This window comes from Photobacterium sp. GB-50 (genome assembly GCF_003026755.1).
GTDB lineage: Bacteria > Pseudomonadota > Gammaproteobacteria > Enterobacterales > Vibrionaceae > Photobacterium.
The window spans coordinates 39,615-54,320 of the sequence record NZ_PYNX01000008.1 but is presented as its reverse complement, the minus strand read 5'-3'; the positions used below and the strand labels follow the sequence as shown (position 1 = coordinate 54,320).

The 14,706-nt window shown below is 37.5% G+C and carries 17 protein-coding genes and 1 pseudogene; 11 read left to right on the top strand and 7 right to left on the bottom strand.

Features of this window, described 5'->3' with window-relative positions:
- Nucleotides 1-143: 143 nt before the first annotated feature.
- Nucleotides 144-1,034, top strand: a complete 891-nt coding sequence (locus C9J41_RS12095; RefSeq protein ID WP_107294627.1) for a LysR family transcriptional regulator — start codon at nt 144-146, stop codon at nt 1,032-1,034.
- A 175-nt stretch (nt 1,035-1,209) separates the two neighbouring features.
- Here C9J41_RS12095 and C9J41_RS12090 read toward each other — a convergent pair whose 3' ends face one another.
- Nucleotides 1,210-1,686 carry a peroxiredoxin gene (locus C9J41_RS12090; RefSeq protein WP_107208122.1) on the bottom strand — a complete coding sequence of 159 codons (477 nt, stop codon included), beginning with the start codon at nt 1,684-1,686 and terminating at the stop codon, nt 1,210-1,212.
- Between the two features lie 375 nt (nt 1,687-2,061).
- Here C9J41_RS12090 and C9J41_RS12085 point away from each other — a divergent pair, with 375 nt between their 5' ends.
- From C9J41_RS12085 to C9J41_RS12070, 4 genes are all read left to right on the top strand, one after another.
- The gene (locus tag C9J41_RS12085) at nt 2,062-2,673 is read left to right on the top strand and encodes a hypothetical protein (RefSeq protein WP_107246681.1); all 612 of its coding nucleotides are present in this window, start codon (nt 2,062-2,064) and stop codon (nt 2,671-2,673) included.
- Nucleotides 2,674-2,689: 16 nt separating this feature from the next.
- Nucleotides 2,690-4,177: a hypothetical protein gene (locus C9J41_RS12080; protein WP_107294626.1), complete on the top strand. Its 1,488-nt coding sequence runs from the start codon at nt 2,690-2,692 to the stop codon at nt 4,175-4,177.
- A 499-nt stretch (nt 4,178-4,676) separates the two neighbouring features.
- Nucleotides 4,677-5,483: a helix-turn-helix domain-containing protein gene (locus C9J41_RS12075; protein ID WP_107294625.1), complete on the top strand. Its 807-nt coding sequence runs from the start codon at nt 4,677-4,679 to the stop codon at nt 5,481-5,483.
- A gap of 52 nt (nt 5,484-5,535) precedes the next feature.
- On the top strand, nt 5,536-5,919 hold the full coding sequence (locus C9J41_RS12070) for a VOC family protein (protein WP_107294624.1): 384 nt from the start codon (nt 5,536-5,538) through the stop codon (nt 5,917-5,919).
- Nucleotides 5,920-6,102: 183 nt separating this feature from the next.
- On the opposite strand, the pseudogene C9J41_RS22060 reads toward C9J41_RS12070, so the two are convergent.
- Nucleotides 6,103-6,245: pseudogene (locus C9J41_RS22060) on the bottom strand (phage integrase N-terminal SAM-like domain-containing protein); the annotation flags it as partial.
- Nucleotides 6,246-6,260: 15 nt separating this feature from the next.
- Here C9J41_RS22060 and C9J41_RS12065 point away from each other — a divergent pair.
- Nucleotides 6,261-6,560: a DUF3088 family protein gene (locus C9J41_RS12065; RefSeq protein ID WP_107287384.1), complete on the top strand. Its 300-nt coding sequence runs from the start codon at nt 6,261-6,263 to the stop codon at nt 6,558-6,560.
- A 186-nt stretch (nt 6,561-6,746) separates the two neighbouring features.
- Entirely contained in the window at nt 6,747-7,064 is a 318-nt protein-coding gene (locus C9J41_RS12060; RefSeq protein WP_107260367.1) for an antibiotic biosynthesis monooxygenase, read from the top strand.
- A 297-nt stretch (nt 7,065-7,361) separates the two neighbouring features.
- Here C9J41_RS12060 and C9J41_RS12055 read toward each other — a convergent pair whose 3' ends face one another.
- Nucleotides 7,362-7,652, bottom strand: coding sequence for a hypothetical protein (locus C9J41_RS12055; RefSeq protein WP_107208129.1), 291 nt, complete (start codon nt 7,650-7,652; stop codon nt 7,362-7,364).
- A 393-nt stretch (nt 7,653-8,045) separates the two neighbouring features.
- On the opposite strand from C9J41_RS12055, the gene C9J41_RS12050 reads away from it, so the two are divergent.
- The gene (locus tag C9J41_RS12050) at nt 8,046-8,648 is read left to right on the top strand and encodes a LysE/ArgO family amino acid transporter (protein ID WP_107287385.1); all 603 of its coding nucleotides are present in this window, start codon (nt 8,046-8,048) and stop codon (nt 8,646-8,648) included.
- 117 nt (nt 8,649-8,765) lie between these two features.
- Here C9J41_RS12050 and C9J41_RS12045 read toward each other — a convergent pair whose 3' ends face one another.
- Together C9J41_RS12045 and C9J41_RS12040 are read right to left on the bottom strand one after the other, a co-directional pair.
- Complete coding sequence (locus C9J41_RS12045; RefSeq protein WP_107208131.1) at nt 8,766-9,101, bottom strand: multidrug efflux SMR transporter; 336 nt, start codon at nt 9,099-9,101, stop codon at nt 8,766-8,768.
- On the bottom strand, nt 9,094-10,425 hold the full coding sequence (locus C9J41_RS12040; protein WP_107287386.1) for a hypothetical protein: 1,332 nt from the start codon (nt 10,423-10,425) through the stop codon (nt 9,094-9,096). The genes C9J41_RS12045 and C9J41_RS12040 overlap by 8 nt, the downstream gene beginning before the upstream one ends.
- 477 nt (nt 10,426-10,902) lie before the next feature.
- Between C9J41_RS12040 and hflX the strand changes: the two genes are divergently transcribed.
- From hflX to C9J41_RS12025, 3 genes are all read left to right on the top strand, one after another.
- Nucleotides 10,903-12,246 (top strand): GTPase HflX, encoded by a 1,344-nt coding sequence (gene hflX, locus C9J41_RS12035; RefSeq protein ID WP_107287438.1) that lies wholly within the window; start codon nt 10,903-10,905, stop codon nt 12,244-12,246.
- A gap of 311 nt (nt 12,247-12,557) precedes the next feature.
- Entirely contained in the window at nt 12,558-13,130 is a 573-nt protein-coding gene (yeiP, locus tag C9J41_RS12030) for an elongation factor P-like protein YeiP (RefSeq protein ID WP_107246668.1), read from the top strand.
- Nucleotides 13,131-13,241: 111 nt separating this feature from the next.
- Complete coding sequence (locus C9J41_RS12025) at nt 13,242-13,703, top strand: GNAT family N-acetyltransferase (RefSeq protein ID WP_107294623.1); 462 nt, start codon at nt 13,242-13,244, stop codon at nt 13,701-13,703.
- Nucleotides 13,704-13,796: 93 nt separating this feature from the next.
- Here the strand turns inward: C9J41_RS12025 and C9J41_RS12020 are convergent, their stop codons facing one another.
- Nucleotides 13,797-14,006: a cold-shock protein gene (locus C9J41_RS12020; protein ID WP_005367917.1), complete on the bottom strand. Its 210-nt coding sequence runs from the start codon at nt 14,004-14,006 to the stop codon at nt 13,797-13,799.
- A gap of 481 nt (nt 14,007-14,487) precedes the next feature.
- Nucleotides 14,488-14,697 (bottom strand): cold-shock protein, encoded by a 210-nt coding sequence (locus C9J41_RS12015; RefSeq protein WP_005367915.1) that lies wholly within the window; start codon nt 14,695-14,697, stop codon nt 14,488-14,490.
- Nucleotides 14,698-14,706 lie beyond the last annotated feature (9 nt).

Below are 14,706 nucleotides of genomic sequence, written 5' to 3'. Positions count from 1 at the left end.
AGGTGTGGTTTATTAACACCGTGGCAATGGCTTTTATAAGTTCAATGATTTGTTGATGTTTATAGTCTAAGGCAATGAAAAATTGGGATATATAAAGTATGCTTTATGCAAAGCATTACGAATGGTTATGTATGGGATCAAGGATGAAACCAAATTTAGATTTGAATTTGCTGGTGGTATTTTTAGAAGTGTATCGGCTTCGTTCCATCACATTAGCATCAGAATCATTAGGTTTAACGCAACCTGGGGTAAGTGGCGTATTAAAGCGATTACAATCCCAGTTAGGGACGCCTCTTTTTGTAAGAGAAGGGCGTGGGATTAGCCCAACACATGCCGCAATTAAATTAGCGAATGAGATAGAGCCAGCGCTAACGACAGTACAAAGTGCGTTAGGTAATATCGGGGGGTTTGATGTTCAAAATCATCACACGTTTACGGTTTATGTAAATGAGGTGGTTATGCACACGATTAGAAATAAAATTGAGCTCGACCCAACAATGGGGAATTGCAAAATAAACCTCTATATGACGCCTAATACAGAAGAAGAGTTGCTATCTCAGTTAAGTTTACAGAAAGCAGATTTAGCCATTGATATTGGTTTACGTACTAATCCGTCTTTTTCCTATCAATCATTTATCGATGATGAAGTTGTTGTTGTGTGTCGCAAAGATCACCCCAATATCCAACAGACAATCACGCAAGCGCAGTTTTATGCTGAAAAAACAATCTTCATGCAGAAAAGGCGAATAGACTTACTTGAAATGAATTATTTCTCTGATGAACGCTTTCTGCCAAGAGATTTAGACTGTGAAACCGCCTCTATTGTTTCAATTTTAGCATTAGTGTCAGAGAGCAACGCCGTTGCGCCAGTTAGTCGACTCATGGCTGAAAAATATGCCTCATCATTTAACTTACAAATACTGCCATTGCCATTTTCTTCTAAACCTTTCAAACACATTATGATGTGGCATAAGCGTGATGAACATAACTCAGCTAACCAATGGTTGAGAAATAAACTCAGCGAAATATTGTGACATTGTCACTAGCTTAGTGCGCATTTCTTATTGGCCAATGTATGAAGACGTTCATATTCACTGAAAATACAGCTAGTCGTGATCTGGTTGGCGCTTTCAGAGTTGGTTAAATATAAAAATGGTTCAATGAACACTACACTGAACCATATTATTGATGTTTAAAGCCTTATTGCGGTTACTTCAAGCTTGCTAAAATCGTTTCCGCTTTACTCGCTTCAAATTGTTTTGGCTCTTCAACGTTGAGCTGAGTTACCACGCCATTATCAACAACCATTGCATAACGTTGAGAACGAATACCACCAAAGTTAGCAGTGTCCATTTCAAGCCCTAATGCTTTAGTAAAGCTACCATCTCCATCGCCCAACATCATAATTTCAGATGCGTTTTGCGCTTCGCCCCAAGCCTGCATTACAAAGGCATCATTAACAGATACACAAGCAATAATGTCGACACCCGTTGCTTTAATTTCATCTGCCAGCACCACATAACCCGGTAAATGGGCTTCAGAGCAAGTAGGAGTAAATGCCCCAGGTACAGCAAACAGCACAACACGTTTGTTGGCAAAAAGCTCTGCGGTATCGTGTTTAACCATACCGTCATGTGTGAGTTCACTGAGCACTGCGGCTGGTAATGTTTGGCCTTTTTCGATCATGGTTTACTTTCCTTGTTGTATTAGTTTGAAACAGTGTAGCGAGGATTTTATCTCACGGCTAATTTTGCTGGTGGAGCAATCATTGTCAATGTCATATTCAGATATTTGAAATTTGTTGTCTCGGTAGCAAATTGAACAAAGAAACTAAGCAAAATATCGCGACTGTAATGGAATGCGCATTACTTCACAGACTCACTATTTATAAAACCCTATAAATTATAAATAAAATTTAATGCTTCATATTTAGCTAGCTGCAGTGGAATGGATGATTCCTAAATTCTTTGGCCTTATATTGTATGGTTATGAAATGCTGGTGGTTGTTAAATATAGAGACTCAATTTGAACATATATCTTGATATTGAAAAGGATTAATACATGAGCTTTTGGAAAGTTATTGGTGGCGCAGCCGCTGGGATTGCGTGTGTAGTGGCATTACCAATTGCAGGACCAGTAGGTGCAATTACTGCAGCAGGTGCAGCGATTGCGGGTGGTGTTGGTGCTGCCGCCGGTGGTGTTGCCGCAGCAATGGACGACAGTGAAGAAGAGGCAGAACGCCGTGGTGAGCGTCGCGCTAACGCTGAACAGGAACTTAAATACAGTAAATTAACGGCTGCGTTTGAAGACGCAAAAAATCGTTTAGACGAAACTGAAAATTATTTTAATTTACTGATCGCAATGGAAGCAGTTGGCCTTGCGTGTGCTAATTGTGATGGTGAAATTTCATTAGAAGAACGCCAAGAGATTGATGAATTTATTGCGGGTGTGTCTTCAAGTGAATTACCAAGTCACGTGAAGCGTAAAATCGAAGATATGGCTAAGAACCCACCAAATGTTAATACTGCGTTTGCATTAGCACAAAAGGTGGGCTTGAATTCATTTGAACTTTACAACGAAATCATCGAAGTGGTGATGCATGCTGATGGTCGTGTTCATGAGAATGAAAAAGCGTTCGAACAAGCATGGAATACATTGGTAAAAGCAGCGTAAGACAGGGCAGTAAAAAATGAGTAGTAGATCGGAACGCTTTAAGAAAAGACAGCAACTTCGCAGTAATTATGCCGAGAAAAGCCATATTAAAGAACTGGCAAATTCTGAAGTATCGCAACAGATGTTAGCCCGTCAGGTTGATCAAGAGTTTATTGATAATGCGCTGTTAGAAAAAGCGCCGATCTACGATCTTAATGTCTCTGAAGCAGAAGTAAAAGCATCATTAAAGATGCTAGATAGTGATTTTAATAAAGAAAAATACGATGTGTTGTTTGAATCAAGTAAAGACGTTTTGATCAATCAACTGCTAAGCCCACTTAATTTAAGTCGTGCTGACTTAGAAAATGTCGATCGTAATTTTGAATACAATCGTGATGATTACACCAAATCACCAAAGAGTTCTGGTGGTGAAGGTGTATCGTTTGATACACAACGGAAAAAACTAAAGCTGCAATCGACTAACGAGCAGGGGCAGATTAAAGACACGTATACAGGTCAATATCACGATGCATCTGAGATGGATTTAGACCATGTTAAATCGCTAAAAGCCTTTCATGAAAGTGGGGCATATATGTTATCGGATGTTGAGAAACGCCAATTTGCAGCTGATCCTGATAATCATGAATTTACCCATAACAGTTTAAACCGATCTAAAGGTGAAAAGGATCTTAAAGAGTTCTCAGAAACCAATGAACAAGCCGATAAAAGACGCACTAACGCTGCACATACAAGAGCAGAAAAAGCCGCGGAGAAATATGTACCGTCAAATCCTGTTGGTAAAACCGTTTTTGTTGCTAAACGTGGTGCGGTAGATGGTGTAAAAGCGGGTAGCCAACAAGGTTTACAACAAGCATTAGGTGCTTTGTTATCTGAGTTTATTTCTGCCACCTTCATAGAAGTAAAAGATATATTTAATAATGGTTTCAAAGGTAACGCACTGGAAATGTCGTGGGTGGATGCATTGATCTCTCGGCTTAATAACATCAAAAACAAACTGCTTTCAAAATGGAAGAATGTGGCTCAAGCGTTTGCAGCAGGGGCGTTGTCAGGCTTTTTAAGTTCAATCATTACCGCATTACTGAACATGTTTGTACGCACAGGAAAAAACATGGTGCGTATTATCCGTGAAGGCTTTATGTCATTAACCAAAGCGTTAAAAACATTAATATTTCCACCCGAAGGAATGACAGCAAAACAAGCAGCCCATGAAGCAACTAAAATCTTAGCCACGGGTTTAGTGATCACTGGCGGTATTATGGCAGGGGAAGCCATTGCTACTGCATTAGGGACGATTCCGTTTGCTGGCACTATCAGTATGGTATTGACAGGATTACTTTCTGGTTTAGGCTCTCTTTTTGTCGTGTTTATGTTAGATAAACTAGACATGTTTGGTGTTAATGAAGCAGAACGCCATGAGTTTATTATGGGACGTTTAGAATCTCGCATTACTGTCAGTATCGAGCGTTCAGAAACTATCATTAAAGAGCTAGGCTTGAGTTATTAGCGTGATAAAAGAATGAATTAAAGCTACAGGCTTTCATGGAAAGCTTGTGGCTTTTATATTCAATTTGTATTAATAAGAATAATGACATACATTTTTTACTTTCTTTGTGTTCAATCAACACTTTTTGAACAAGAGTATCTCCACCTTTGCTTAAGTTTCTTACCTGAAAACTTAAGAAGCATTGCTGAACAGCAAATACCCGAATATAACTTGTTTCAACGTGAAGCTAAGTAATCGCAGTTTAAACTTATATCCAGCTTCTATAATTAATCAAGTTATTGAACCATCAATGAAGCTACCTATTAAATCATATGGTTGTAGATTGGCTAAGCTAGTGTTGAATTGAGTGAACCAGAAAAGATGAATGTAGTTTTACATGCTAAAACTATAGAGTGTTTTGTGTTGGTTTACTAAATCAGTAGGTTAGTAGCCTAAAAAGTTGCCCGTTATGGGCGCGCTATATTTTTCCTGAACCATCTGAGAGGCAGGGGATTCAATTATGCTGATAGATATTAATGATGACTCCTTGCAAGGTCGTGTAAATAATCCAAATTATTATATTACTTTTAAACCAATACCGCCGTTAAGTAATTGGGTGCAGGAGTTTTGGCAGCTTAACGTACCTGATGGTAAGTATTTTTATCGTAGTGTTCCAGATAATTGTGTCGACATAATAATTAATCTTACTTTTCCTGAAGACGCCTTTGTTGTAACCCCCTTCTGCTCGGCTAAAATATTTGAAATGACAGGGCCTGTTTCATATTTTGGTATTCGGTTTCGTATATTAGGGCATCAAGGAATAATACAGGCTCCGTTGATGCAATGGAGTAATGACGATAATGTAGCAATCGTCAGTGATCTATTACCCAAATATTTATTAAATGCTTTATACAATAACGCTTATCAGGCAATGTCATTTCAAAGACGCTGCGAATTTATTTCTCAAATATTACTTGGTAATTTAAGTTCTAGCGAAGTTGATCGTAGATTAATACGCTTTATTTTGTATTGTGATCGAAGCATTACATCTAGTATTGATTTATCCAATAAACAGTGTTCTGAATTTGGTGTGTCAGCTCGGCACCTTCGTCGATTAACTTCACAATATTTAGGACTTTCGCCCAGAGAATTCACAAAGGTTTTTCGTTTTCAGAAAATATTACGTGCGATGAATACGGAGAGTTTCGTCAATGTATGGGCGTATTATTATTATGATCAACCGCACTTTAATCGAGAATTTAAAGATATATCTGGTGTTACTCCCAGCGAGTTTAGGACTATGTCCGCTTTGTACAAGGCAGATTGAATGAAATGAATAATAATACTGTTTTAATAATCTAACCTCAGGAGTAAATAAAATGATAGAAGTTGATGCTATGTTCCCCGTAATGGTGACGAGTGATTTAGAGGTAGTAAAACAGTTTTATGAGACCGTTTTTGGATTTAAAGCCGTATTTTATGATTCAAATTTTTATCTTCATTTGGTCTCGCCTAATAATAATATCCAGCTTGGCTTTCTAGTGCCAAACGTCGCAAGCCAACCCGAATTTCTACATCCTATAATGTCTGCTAAGGGGTATGTTATTTCGCTTGAAGTCAAAGATGCTGCCTTAGCGTATGCTGAAGCTAAGCAAATGGATCTTAACTTTATAATGGCTTTAAAAGAAGAAGAATGGGGACAAGTACATTTTATGATTCAAGATCCAGCAGGCTTAAGTATTGATGTAGTTCAACATTTGTAATCTACAGATAATGAGTTAAGAATATAAGAGATAAGTGTCGGATAGCCGACACTTATCTCTAGTGTTAATCAGTAATTTTAACACTCTAATTTATAATAAAACCTTTTTTAATTCTGAAGCGTGGATGACATTTCGAACAATTATCATGGGTACTTCATGAATGTGTTTTGATCTGTTGTGTAAATATCGTTTCAGATCGTCGGTAGTTAAGGTGTCTGGCTATTTACCCAGTTGATGTTAATGCGACGTAGAGCACGACTATAAGTTTCAATCGTAGCGGGGCGTTTACCTTGCAAGGTGAGATGAGTAAGGTATTGTTCAAAAATATAGAGTAGTCATTGATGAAGCCGAAATTATTTATTTTAAACATGCCATTTGAAGATGGTCCCGGGAAAATGTGGATCTGTTCACACTGTGCACTTATTGAAGGTGCATTATCAGTAAATACGCACTGGGAAGATATGGTGGAAGTTCGCCGTATAGCGTTTCCAAAACCAAGAGAGGAAGTAGTGGATATATTGGGTGAAGAAAACCAATGGCTTCCTGTACTCATACTTGAAAATAATAAGACGATCACTGAACCAACAGAAATTATTAATTATTTAGCAAGAGAATTTAGTGGGGCTGCGGTACACCCATAGTGAGGGTAAAGTAAGCTTAACTAGAAAATAAAAAAGGACTTAAAACAGTTAAATTTTGGTTCCTTCGTCGAATATTTTAGCTAACAATTTTAAGTCAGGATAACTTTTAGATAATGGTGTCTGGGAAAGTAACCATTATTTATTGAAATAAGCAACTAACAAGGCGTTATATGTCAAGGATAATTGATGACTCTTTTAGTTAATACCCCAAAGCCACCATACTATGCTGTTATTTTTACTTCAGTTCGTACTACGGGCGATAATGGTTATAGCGAAACTGCAAATAGGATGATTGAGCTTGCCGCACAGCAACCAGGCTATTTAGGTGCTGAATCAGCAAGAGAAGATCTAGGGATTACAGTTTCTTACTGGCTTGATTTGGAGTCTATTAAAAACTGGAAGGCGAATACTGAGCATCAAGAGGCTCAAAAATACGGTCGTAAGTTATGGTACGAGTCATTTAAGGTTCGAATTTCAAAAGTAGAACGAGACTATGGCATATGACAAATAAGGATATGTGTCGCGTAGCCGACACCTATCCGAAGTGTTGAACAAGCCGAAGCCTCCCTTATATAAGTAAATATTGTGAATATTATAAAGGGTGTTGCTGAAAGTCGAACATAGCCTTACTTGCCCTAATAAATATCTACTGGTCTAAATAGAGTAACGTCCTAACACATTATGTCTTCACATGAGTTATCAATTCAGCTAATTCACCATTACCCTCATTATTTATTAGGTAAAGACACTTATAAAAAAAATACCGACCTACATCAGGTCGGTATTTTATTTGTATCAGGTTTATTGGCCAGCACAATCAAGCGACATTTTACCATTAGCATCGCGAGTTAGGGTGATAGTTGTACTTGCTTTTGAGGCACCTTTCGGTAAGTAAACTGCACATTTTTCAAAGTTTGGTACAAGTGCTTTATTGATTGTTTTAACTGCTTGTTTTTGGCTATCAACATTGTCACCCGAATAAATGGTAATGCTATCTACTTGTGCCAGCATTTGCTCAGAATGTTTAGCTGGAGCTGCATGTGCGAAAACAGAAACAGAGCTAAGTGCTAGTAATAGTAATACTTTTTTCATTATATACCTCTAATAATTTAATGAATATTGTGCGTTGGTTCGGTTGCTAATATAGCTATAAAACAAAACTAAATAAATAAAAAATTATCGTAAAACGATAATTAATTGTTGTTAAGTTTGTTATGGATTATTACGGGATTAACTAATATCTTGATTATTATCAATAAATAGTGAATTAGAGTTTTTGAAGAACAAAACCAGAGAGGCGTGTTTTTGCATGTATTTCTGTATGAAAAGTATACATCTTTCTTTTTGGGTATAATTGAAAGGTGATTATCGCTGTTAATTATGAGTAAAGTGGTCATTCATTGCTGAATTATTAACTACTTTGTAACTTACGTAGATAAATAGTATTAACCTAATACTCGTCACTTTTTACATGGATGTGCTGTAATGACTATCTTTCTTGCTGGCTTTTCGCTTGGCTTATCTTTAATACTGGCAATTGGCTCTCAAAATGCGTTTGTATTGAAACAAGGACTTAAGAATCAATACGTGTTTATCATCTGTATTGTTTGTGCGTTGTCAGATGCATTATTGATTAGCTTTGGTGTCGCAGGCTTTGGCGTTACTGTCAGTAAGTATCCAGATATTGAAACTGTGGCGCGTTACGGTGGCGCAATTTTCTTAACGGTTTATGGGCTGTTGAGTTTTAAATCGGCATTGATGACGGATCATGCTTTGCTTATTGATCAAAGAACATCAGGTTCATTATTAAAAACGATACTGACTTGTTTGGCTTTTACGTGGTTAAACCCACATGTGTATTTAGATACAGTCGTGCTACTTGGCTCTATTTCTACCCAATATCAACCTTATGAGTGGCAATTCGCGCTAGGGGCTATCACGGCATCTTTTGTGTTTTTCTTTTCACTAGGCTATGGATCGCGTTTATTAGCTCCATTATTTCAGCAGCCTAAAGCATGGAAGGTGTTAGAAATACTGGTAGGGGTAATTATGTTATCTATTGCAGCATCGTTGGTTCTCGGTATTTGAGTCGGTTAGAGTGATTCAAATTACACCGAGAACAGCAATGGGAATAATGGTCGGGTATCAACGAGCCATATCAGCCCACACTTGTTATGGCTGCAGAACTGATGGCTTATGTGTTTATTAATGCATGACAGATTTTGAAAAAAGTTGAATCGTGATGATGCCTGCGGCAATAAGGATTAACCCAAGCAAGGCTGGAAAATCGAGCTTTTGCTGATATACAAAATAAGACAGTGTAGAGACTAAAAAGATACCGATCCCTGCCCAAAGTGCATAAGCGATGCCGACATTCATGATTTTAACGACTTGAGAAAGCCCATAAAATGAGATCGCGTAACCAACTAGTACAACAAGGCTGGGAGCGAGTCGGGTAAAGCCTTCAGATGCTTTCATCATGGTTGTTGCAAGCGTTTCAGCAATTATAGAAATAAAGAGTATCAGGTATACATTAGTCATAAAAATTACTCGCTAAATTGTTTTGTGTGCGTCTGATTGCTTGCTGCAAAGAATATTTAAGTGATAACCGTTGATACCAAGGAAATGAAGCTGGTTGAACAATGCTGTGTAACACGCGGCTATAATCCATCGTTAAACCAGGTGTCCATGCCATCATCATTGCACGATGTCGAATTTGAGCTGCAAGCCATAACTCAGGGCTGCACAACAGTTTTAAAAGTGTGAATATACTGCTGCTTTTTTTATACAAGACACCGTCTAATGCCGCTTCTAGTGCATAAGCGGTATTACTTGAACAGTTATTGGAGGTTAAATTATAAATAGGGTTTTTATAACAATGATGCCAGAACTGCTTTAATGTTAGTGCGTTATATTGAATAAATTCTATTTTAACATTTGATTCACACCATTCAGCGGCTTCGGTTTTGTAATCCGGTAGGTAACGGCCAAGCACATTATTTTCAGGAGTCGCTTTTAGAGTGCGAATAAACTCAGAAGGTGAGCGATCAATATCTTCTGATGGATATAAACTAATATAACACTCAAATCCTGCTTCTAATGCGGCATGACCGGTAGAAATAACCCCGTTTACATCTGTAGCTGCAATGTAACGATTAATAATGGGGCGAGGAACATGTGGGTTTTCTGCTGACCCCTCTGGTGTCCATATATGTATTGTTAACGGTTGCGTATTATTTCTATTTTCTGTGCTATTTATCGAATATACGCTGTCAGTTGTAGATATATATTCATTTCCACTATTATTTAATAATTGAAAAATAGGGCTGTTGTATTTTAATGAACTAACCTTCATTAGAACAATGATACTTCGAATACTTCCTGTGATCATAATAAACCCAAGAAAGTAAGAAATAACATAATTATAATTTTGTAATAGGAAAATAGAATAAAAGATTTGAATACATCCCCACACGATAGCTCTTTTCCAATGAGCAAAACGAACAACCCAAGCGGATGCAATATTAAAAATACCAACAGAAATATAAGTTAAACCAAAAGTCGCAGATAATAAAATATTGCTAAATTTGATATTTACGAGTGCCGCAATTGCGCAACAAAGGAATATTAATCCTTTGAAAATAAGGATGTTACGGTGCAACCCCAATCCGCTAGGCGCTACGATTAAAGTTGTTAAGCTTTCAAGTAAAAGAAAGTAACTGAAGGAATCAAATACTTTTCCGTCAAGGCCATCAATGAAGATGAGAAGGCCAGCAAATCCCCAAAGGGTGCTGAATCCTAACAGATGAAATATTTTACTTTTTACGAAAGGTGCACCGAAAAGTAGCATCGCTATTTGTAACATGAAGAACCGTAATTTTTTATTTGTGATCTAGCGTTCTAATAGAACTATTAGATAAAGCTAAAAGTAAGATACTTTCTAAAACTAATTGATATATTCAAAACGAAGGCGCGGATATTATTACATGGTTGAATGTTAATCAAGGTATTGTTTTATATTACTTATGTGATTCAATAATATAATCTAATATTGTGAGTTGTTACATAATAAGTCACGTTGTATTTAAATAATATTTTTATAATTCATTAATATATCATTTAAATTTATTCTGGATACTTAGATAAATGCGATGACATATCGTGGTGGTATTTAAAATAAATCGTTAGAACCTTTAAACAGAGAATATATCTTTATTATCGTAATAATAAATAGAAAGAATGTTAAATAATAATATCTTTTCTTGTATAAAGCCTGACTATAAGAGCGTAGGATGAAGGTAATTATAAAGATAGGGTGCACGTTAGTGCATTAGCATTCAGTATGCAATTAACACAAAAACCGTTAAAAAACAACGCATTACTAATTTCAATCCAAACGCCGCAATTTAAAGGCGATGAAGCAAAAAGTTCATTAGAAGAATTAGCACGCCTAGTGACGACATTAGGCTTTAAAGTTGTTGGCACACAGTCTCAAAAACTAAGCTCAACAAAAAAAATGAGTGTACTTGGTTCTGGTAAAATGGCTGAGATCGCGCAGTTAACTGGAAACCTTGGTGTTATTGAAGACGATGGTGAAGATGATCCTCTTGATGACATTGATTTTATAGATGTGTCACTCGATGATTTACCCTGCGTACTTGCCGATGTTGTGGTGTTTGACTGTGATTTAAGCCCATCTCAATTACGTAATGTGGAAAATCAATTAGGCGTTGAAGTGTTTGATCGCACAGGCATCATTATTGAGATATTTAGCCGTCATGCTCGTACACGAACGGCACGACTACAGGTTGAAATTGCTCGTCTTAATTATTTAGCGCCGCGTTTACGCGAATCCACCAGCGGTAATAAAGAGCGACAAATGGGTAAAGGTGCGGGTGAAACAACGCTAGAGCTTGATCGTCGTAAAATTCGCGATCAATTGGCGGAATTGCGCCGTGAATTAGTCAGCGTTCAAGATGAAATGAAAGGGCGTCGAACTCAACGTTCAGAGCTTTTTTGTGTGGCGTTAGTTGGCTATACCAATGCGGGTAAGTCGTCTATGATGCGAGCATTAACAGGTAGTGATGTTGAAGGCGAAAATAAATTATTTGCTACACTAGATACCACTGTTCGCGCCTTAAAACCAGAAACACAACCGCGTATTTTAGTATCAGATACGGTTGGTTTTATTAAAAAATTACCGCACGATTTGGTGGCATCTTTCCATTCAACCTTGGCTGAAGCTCATGACGCTTCCCTATTATTGTATGTGGTTGATGCATCTGATGTGTCATTCCGTTCTCAATTAGACGTTGTTCATGAAGTGCTAAAAGAAGTGGGTGTTGATGGTATAAAAAAACTATTAGTGCTGAATAAATCAGATCAATTAAGTGTTGATCAGCAACAGGCATTAATGGCTGAATTTCCTGATGCTATGATGACGTCAACCCGTAATCCACTAGATATTACCAAACTTCATCAATACGTTGTCGATGTAGCTCAACACGAGATGATAGAAGAAGAAATCATTGTGCCTTATACCGCAAAAGGGCTGATGGGGGATATTCGTTCGGTGATGAGTGTAACGAAAGAAGAATATGAATATGACCATATTAAGCTGACTGTTCGCTCTAATGAGATTGAACTCGCACGCTTGAAAAAACGGATGTCTGAATACCAAAAGTGACATATGTAGCTTTATATAGAAACTTTATTGAGTGAGCAAATAGCTGTGTGTGCTTGCTTGTTTATAACGATGGATTAAAGTTCTAGATTGATGTTTGAAATCAGTTGGTTGAGCCTTTGTCACAAATGTTGGATGGGATATCAAAAGCAGATAAACCGTGGTTTTTTATGCAAAGTGTTTATGGTTGTTTAAGCTTTGAACAAGCTTAGGGAATAAACGCAAAAAATTAGTGTTTGTACTACTATAACACTTGCTATAAATCTGTATCTTGGTGTAATTTCTCACCACTATTTTTATTTGGAATTATGATCATGCCAAAGGCTAGTGACATTAAAAAATTTGCAGCTGTTGAAATCAACGGTAAAGTAGGTCTTGTTAAAGAAATTAGTAAGCTAACGCCTAGTGGTCGTGCTGGCGCAAGTCTTTACAGAATGCGTATTTATGATGTAGCTACTGGTACTAAATCAGACGTAAGCTTCAAAGCTGATGAAATGGTTAACTTAGCTGATTTCCGTCGTACAAAAGCATCATTCTCTTACATCGATGGTGAAGAGTATGTGTTTATGGATGATGAAGATTACACACCATACACATTCAACAAAGAAGCAATCGCAGAAGAACTACTATTCATCACTGAAGATACGAAAGGTATCGAAGTTCTTACTGTTGATGGCGCGCCTGTTGCTATCGAACTTCCAGCGACAGTTGAACTAACTATCGTTGAAACTGATCCATCAATCAAAGGTGCTTCTGCAAGTGCTCGTACTAAGCCAGCGACACTTTCAACTGGCCTAGTGGTTCAAGTTCCAGAATACATCGCGAATGGCGAAAAAATTAAAGTTAACACGGCTGAGCAAAAGTTCATGAGCCGCGCTGACAAGTAATAGGTTACTTATAATCTATACTGGATAAAACCAGCCTTCATCTTGCTAACTTTTTGTTAAGCAGATGGGCTGGTTTTTTATTGGCTGCATGACGTCACGGAGCAATGGATAGTGCTATATCAAATACGACAAGCAGAAAAATCAGATCTTGCTGCGATATACCAATTAGAGCGTGAGCTATTTGGCAAACATTGTTATCCTGATTTTTTATTTCGTCAGGCATATGATTGTTGGCCAAGTGGATTATTGGTTGCCGTTTCAGAATGTGAACATGTAGTAGGCTATGTACTTGCAAGCCCAAGCTTTAATAGACAAACAGAAACGCAGAGCGATGCGTGGATATTAGGTATTGCGGTTGCGAATAAGGTGCAAGGGAAAGGTGTTGGAAAAGCGTTGTTGAATAAGGCATTAGCGCTGCTAGCTGATTACAATCGAATTTTATTGACTGTGCACCCAAAGAACACGGCAATAAAGCTATATCAGAGACTAGGCTTTGTAGAGATAGGGCAAGAAGACGATTATTTTGGTTATGGCTCACCAAGAATTAAGATGTGCTTAAATCGTAAAGAGTAGGCATATATTGTTTAAGTCGCTTGATATCATTTTCTACGGAAATAAAAAAGGGCATCCAAAGATACCCTTACTTCTTCAACTGTTCGTTGTAGATTAGATGCGCTCAACGTTAGCAGCTTGAGGACCTTTTTGGCCTTGCTCAACGTCAAAAGAAACTTTTTGACCTTCTGCTAGAGATTTGAAGCCTTCACCAGCGATAGCACGGAAGTGAACGAATACGTCAGCGCCGCCATTATCTTGAGTGATGAAACCGAAACCTTTCTCATCGTTGAACCACTTAACGATACCAGTTGCTTTAGACATGTGATGTCTCCTGAAATAAATTAATGTGTTACTTATGTACAAAAGAATATTGAAGCGCTTCAGGACAACTGTGTACGTTTGAACAGTGTAACGAAGTTTTTCTTTCACTTTGTTTCATAAATAGCCCTGTTATATAGGACGCTGATATTAAGCCATTTTCGATTTTAAAGAGCAAGTGAGTTACTTATTTATCGCGTTATAATGTGAGCCGCATTACAAAAAAAAAGCAAAGAATATTATGAAATAGGTGTCTTATTAATCAGGCTGGTTAATTCTTATCAGGAATTTTAATAATAACAGGTCTATCAATATCTATAAGTGTGCTCTAATCTTGCATTTTTAACTGGGAAATCACTTTTATGCAGTCGATTGTGAATGTGAGGCGGTAGGGTGGGAATATTAATTATGGATAAAAAAAGGGCCGTGACGACCCTTTTATCAAGTGCTATGTGAACTAACGTAACGTTAGATAAGCAAATAATTATGCTTTTTCAACATTTGCAGCTTGTAGACCTTTAGGACCTTGCTCTGTTTCGTAAGAAACTTTTTGTCCTTCAGTTAGGGTTTTGAAGCCATCGCCAGTAATCGCACGGAAGTGTACAAATACGTCAGCACCGCCGTTATCCTGAGTGATAAAACCAAAACCTTTCTCTTCGTTAAACCACTTAACGGTACCTGTTGCTTTTGACATGTTTTCTCC